The following is a 5,322-nucleotide window of genomic DNA, read 5'->3' on the forward strand; positions in this document are numbered from 1 at the left end:
TTGGTTGCGTATTGCAGCTCGACGATGAACAAGGCGCCTGTGTTGAGATTGAACTTGGCGCCGTTCTTGTCGAGCTCCTGCGCATCGTCGTCGAACGCGCCGCCACCCGGATTGTCGTCGAACACGCCGGCCAGGACGGTGATGTTATCCGTCGACTTGGCCTGAACCCGCACGCCGAGCGATGCCAGCGGATAGGCCGGACCGCCGCCATAGAGATCGTCCGAGGGGATCAGCGGCCAGCCAGCCATCGTGTTGACGAAGAGGCTCGAGTACTGGCTGACCATGAACTCGTTATCGATGCTCTGCTGGCCGACCTTGATGTCGAACTTACCGCCCAGAAAGGCCTGATCGTACCAGAGTTCCCAGAGCCGCGTGGTGTCCTCGGCCTCGTTGCCGTTCGCAGCCTGTCGATTGTCGAGGTAGGGGCCGCTCAGCGACTGCCCATGGATCTGTAGCCCGCTGACATGGAACGTGCCGCCTTGGAGGCCGAAGGCTTTGCCGGTATCGATCTCCAGGGTACCCGTCAGGTTATTTTGATGGGTTGCGTTTCGGCGGGATGATGATTGATCACCGACATGCACGTCTCCCAATCTCAAGGAGACTCCCCGAATCACACCCGATTCCGTGCCCTCAATTATGCCCCAAATTTTCATGCGTAGCCCCTGGGGTCAGGCCGTGGTGCTGACGGTCCAGGTTGCGGTCTTGATAATGCTTGACTTTTCCAACGCCGCGACGACGGCATCAAGTTCGTCTGGCTTCGCATTGGTTGGTACCAGGGTTGCTGCCAGTTCGACCAACTCGTCGCTGTCGGAGAGCGTCTCGATCGCGCGGATCGGGTAATGCGCCGCTTCCAATTCGGCAAACAGCAGATCGCGCACGTCGGAAACATCGGTCGGGTCACACAGCGCGTGAATGGCATATTGTGCCTCGGTCGCACGGGCATCGATGGGTCGGCGGTTGATGTAGTTAACCAGGGGACGCAGCAAGGTGTTGCCGGCGAGGATGAAACCTGTGAGCACGGTCGCTTCCGCTGGAAAGCCGCAGCCGCTGAACGCACCCACAGCCGCCGAGCACCACAGGGTTCCTGCCGTGTTGATACCTCGGATGTTCGCCCCATCCTTCAAAATGACCCCAGCCCCCAGAAATCCAATGCCGGAGACGATGTAGGCGACGACACGGGTGGAGCCTGCCGGGCCTGCGAGACGGATGCCGAGATCGGCAAAGGCCGCGGCACCGAGTGCGACCAGCACCGTCGTCCGCAAGCCTGCAGAACGCTGCCGCCATTGCCGTTCGGCACCGACCAGAGTGCCGAGCACGAACGCAATCGCGAAATCCGCGACGGTCGTGAGAAACGGAACGGCAAGCGGCGGCGGTAGGGCGGTCATTGAAACCTCGTTGGCAGCTATGACGACATTCAGAACGTGATCGCCATTTGAAGTTGCGCCACGATGGCATTCGCTTCACGCCTCGGCGGAGTACCGGGTACCTCACCTCACCCGACACAGCTAAGGAAGACAATCCCCCGTCAACCGAACAGATGTGGAAACAGCACGCTCGCGGCGAAGGCGAGGCCGCTCGCGACGAGAAGTGCCGTGACGCCGATGCCGGCGGTATTGGCCAGGCGCCGGTTGCGGTAAGGTCCCATCAATTCGCTATCGTTGGCGATCACGATCAGGAAGAGCAGCGCTGGCGGCATTGCAAGTGTGGCAACAACATTGACCAAAATTATGATATCTTCCAGCGGCGCTCCGGGGATCAGGGTCAAGCCCCCAGCTACGCAGGCAGACACCAGAAGCACGGCATAGAAAAAACGGCCGTCGCGCAAGGGTGCGTTCAGGCTATGAGCAGTGCGCGTCACTTCGCCGAACGTATAGGCCGACGAAGTCGATATCGTGATCGCAGCAACCAGTCCGGCTTCGAAAATGCCGATCGCGAACAGCGAGGCGCCAAGCCGCCCGATCACCGGCTGCAGCGCCTGGGCGAATTGCGCTGCCTGAAAGTTTCCGGCACTGATACCATGCGCGAATAGCGGTGCGGTGGCGACCACGGCGGCGATCGCGAAAACTGTGGCGAGGATCGTCCCAACCAGGGTGTCGATCCTGGCACCCAACAAATCCCTCGGCACCAGCCCTTTGTCCGCAACCGCACCTTGCTGAAAGAACAGCATCCAGGGCGTTACCGTGGCGCCAATATCGGCGATCATCAAGGCGATCGTATCCGGCTTCAAACCACCGGGTAGCGGACTCCAGGTCAGCAAGGCGTGGCCGATCTCTGGAGCGTCCGGGTGTGCGAGAAACGCGATCGGCAGAAAAATGGCGTTGCCCAGTGCGAGCGCCATTACGAGCCGCTCCCAGGTCCGATAGCGCGACGTCGAGATCGCCAGTCCAATAACGAGGATGCTACCGCCAACGGCGAGTAAAGGTGGCACGCCGAAGAACCCCAGCCCGGCACGGATACCGATGAATTCCGTCACCAGGGTGAGAAAGTTGCCGGCGCAAAGGTCCAGCATCGCGAAACCGCCCCAGAAGCCGCCGAACCGGGCGAAGATCAGCTCAGCATGGCCCTGCCCGGTCGCGATGCCGATGCGCGCGACCATTTCCTGGACGACGAATCCGACCATGAAGGTGAATACGATGAAGGGCAGAAAAAAGCCGATGCCGAACTGGGCACCGGTCGCCGCGTAGGACAGCATGCTCGGTGCATCGTTCTCGCCGAGAAAGGTGATCACGCCTGGGCCGATGAGGAGCAGAAGAACCCGTATACCGAACCAAGAAGAACCGTGGCGGCGCGCACGCTCTATCATCCGCCGGTCACTGGCCCGATCAAAATCCTCATGGGACGGAACCGTCGGCACGGTGGCCTCAGGTGCGCTCATTTCAGGACACGGGCAAGCTCTATGACGACGACCGCAAGCATCAGAACCACGTAAAGCCGCAAGGACCACAACAACATCTGCAGACCCGGAGAGACCGGACGGCGTCGCCAGAACATGGTGCGGCGGGATGCATAAAATGCGGCGTCGAGAGGAACAGTTGGATCGAATTGCATGAAGGTATTATCTGTTGCCATAGCTACATGATAAAGGTATGGGTTAATCGGTGTCAATCGCGTCGTTGACGACGCAATCGTCGGGAGGTTCGGCTAATTGTGAACAAAGCCAATCTTCAGGTTCCGGCAATCCTGCCAGCAGAACCTGTCCAGGCCCGCCGCTTTGGCAGGATGCGCTATGCGCAATCGACAGCGTTGCTGGAGGATTATGTCGAACTAATCGCCGATCTGCTTACGGACAGTGGCGAGGCCAGGCTTGTCGATATTGCCCGCCGCCTTGGGGTAGCGCATCCGACCGCAGTGAAAGCGATCAATCGGCTCAAGCGCGAAGGGCTCGTGAAGGCTGAGCCCTATCGCAGTGTCTTTCTCACCAGCGCAGGCCGGAAGATGGCTGAGCGGGCACGGTTGCGGCACCGGCTGGTTGTCGCTGTGCTGGAGACTCTCGGGGTACCGACCGAGACCGCCGAAGCCGACGCCGAAGGAATCGAACATTACGTTTCGGATGTGACGATGCAGGCGTTCACCAAATTTATTCAAAGTCACCGTAGTTGAACGCCTGCGGGCCTATCCCGCTGCGGCGTGGAAAAAGGGGTCGTCGCACGATTTGTCAGAAACTGCACGGTAAGCGCCATTTCGTATGGCGCTTACCTTTCGACCCGATTTTGAAAGAGGGTTATGAAAAGGAAAAAACCAGATTTCGCCGTGTTCGGCATTTTCATGCACAAACGGGCGTTTTTGAAAGCCCCTGATTTTGTTAGCTTTTCCCTTAACGTGCAATTTTGAACCAATCGTGCGGCGACCCCAAAAATCCCCAGCCCATGATGATCAGCATGACGCCGATATAGAAGCGCAGCCCCCAGAACACGGCTTGCTGCCAGGGCCGCAGGGCAACCCGCTCGATCGGCATGAGCGGGGTCAGCCAGCCTTCGCTGTGCGCGATCGCGGCGATGTCGGCCCTGCTGTCATGGGCGGTACGGTCGAGGTCACGCTGGCTGGCCCCGGCTGCGCGCGGCATCGGTATCCGGCCGAAGCCCTTCGAACGACGGGTCTCGCCCGCGGCAAAACGATTGTTTTGGTTCATGGCATGACGCTCCTGAACGACGACGTTTCAAAGGGCATGGGGAAACACGGTGGCGATACCGTAGAGGCAGTTGCAGGCGATCAGCATAACCATGACGCCGACCGAAAGAATGTTTCGGATCGGTGAATTCACATGATCGCCCAGTAATTCACGGTCGTTGAGCAGCATCAGCAGGAATAGCATGGCCGCCGGCATAAACACTGTCGCGATCACCTGGACGGTCAGATTGAGGAACCCGACCGGCACGTCCGGCAGCATCAGAACACCGGCCGCGACCGCAGTACCGAGAATCGCCGGCGCATAGAAATAGAGCGACCGGCGCGGCGATATGTTAACCGACCGAGGCACATCGAGCGCCTCGCCGATCGCCCAGGCGGTGCTGGCGGTGATCACGATCGAGGCGATCAGGCCGGCTTCGAGCAAGCCGATTGCAAAAACGATCATGGCACCATGCCCCAGCTTCGACCCGATACCGGTGAGCACTGAATGGTCGCCCAGCGCCGAGGCGTTCGGCAGACCGTGCAGATACTGCCCTGAAATCACGATGATCGAGGTGGCGACCACCACCATGCCGATAACGCCGAGCATCAGATCGCGACGGCTGGCTTTGATATCCTGCGGCAAGATACCCTTATCGACCACGCAGGATTGCTGGAAGAACAACTGCCAGGGCGCGATCGTAGTGCCGATATTCGCCGAAACCAGGATCAGGAAGCTGGCGGAGAGCAATCCGCCGGGTAACGCCCAGCTGGAGCCGGTGAAAGTGCGGCCGATCGCGGCCCAGTCGGGATGCGAAAACAGGGCGAGCGGCACGAACACCATGTTGAACGCTGCAACGAATAGCGAGATGCGCTCCCAAGCGTAATATTTTAGGAACAACAGGATGCTGACGATGAAAACGAACGCGGCCGGGATCGTTACCAAATAGGGAACATGAAAAATCTCGCTCGCTACACGGATGCCAATGAACTCGGTCATCAGGGTGAGAATATTTGCGACCACGAGATCGATCAGCGAAAACGCGCCCCAGAACGCGCCATAGCGTTTCCAGATCATCTCGGCATGGCCGCGGCGAGTGACGGCGCCAAGCCGGATGGTCATTTCCTGGACCAGATAGGCGATGAAGCCGAGCGGGATCATCAGCGGGATGAACAGGCTGAAGCCATAGGTGGCGCCAGTCTGCGCATAGGTAA

At 59.5% G+C, this 5,322-nt stretch carries 7 protein-coding genes; 1 reads left to right on the plus strand and 6 read right to left on the minus strand.

Features of this window, described 5'->3' with window-relative positions; translation table 11 throughout:
• From APM_RS19525 to APM_RS19540, 4 genes are all read right to left on the minus strand, one after another.
• Positions 1 to 581: carbohydrate porin (locus APM_RS19525; protein ID WP_007425116.1), on the minus strand; the 581-nt coding region annotated here is incomplete at its 3' end.
• A gap of 87 nt (positions 582 to 668) precedes the next feature.
• The gene (locus tag APM_RS19530) at positions 669 to 1,385 is read right to left on the minus strand and encodes an MgtC/SapB family protein (protein ID WP_007425117.1); all 717 of its coding nucleotides are present in this window, start codon (positions 1,383 to 1,385) and stop codon (positions 669 to 671) included.
• Positions 1,386 to 1,525: 140 nt separating this feature from the next.
• On the minus strand, positions 1,526 to 2,875 hold the full coding sequence (locus APM_RS19535) for an NRAMP family divalent metal transporter (protein WP_039889394.1): 1,350 nt from the start codon (positions 2,873 to 2,875) through the stop codon (positions 1,526 to 1,528).
• Positions 2,872 to 3,069: a hypothetical protein gene (locus tag APM_RS19540; RefSeq protein WP_039889397.1), complete on the minus strand. Its 198-nt coding sequence runs from the start codon at positions 3,067 to 3,069 to the stop codon at positions 2,872 to 2,874. Before APM_RS19540 ends, APM_RS19535 begins: the two co-directional genes overlap by 4 nt.
• Before the next feature lie 78 nt (positions 3,070 to 3,147).
• Between APM_RS19540 and mntR the strand changes: the two genes are divergently transcribed.
• A complete protein-coding gene (gene mntR / locus APM_RS19545) occupies positions 3,148 to 3,600 on the plus strand; it encodes a manganese-binding transcriptional regulator MntR (protein WP_007425119.1) in 453 nt (150 codons plus the stop codon).
• A gap of 214 nt (positions 3,601 to 3,814) precedes the next feature.
• On the opposite strand, the gene APM_RS19550 is transcribed toward mntR, so the two are convergent.
• On the minus strand, positions 3,815 to 4,129 hold the full coding sequence (locus APM_RS19550; protein WP_007425120.1) for a hypothetical protein: 315 nt from the start codon (positions 4,127 to 4,129) through the stop codon (positions 3,815 to 3,817).
• A 27-nt stretch (positions 4,130 to 4,156) separates the two neighbouring features.
• Positions 4,157 to 5,322, minus strand: a 1,166-nt coding sequence (locus APM_RS19555; RefSeq protein WP_007425121.1) for an NRAMP family divalent metal transporter, incomplete at its 5' end; no start/stop codon positions are given.

Source organism: Acidiphilium sp. PM (assembly GCF_000219295.1).
GTDB classification, from domain to species: domain Bacteria; phylum Pseudomonadota; class Alphaproteobacteria; order Acetobacterales; family Acetobacteraceae; genus Acidiphilium; species Acidiphilium multivorum.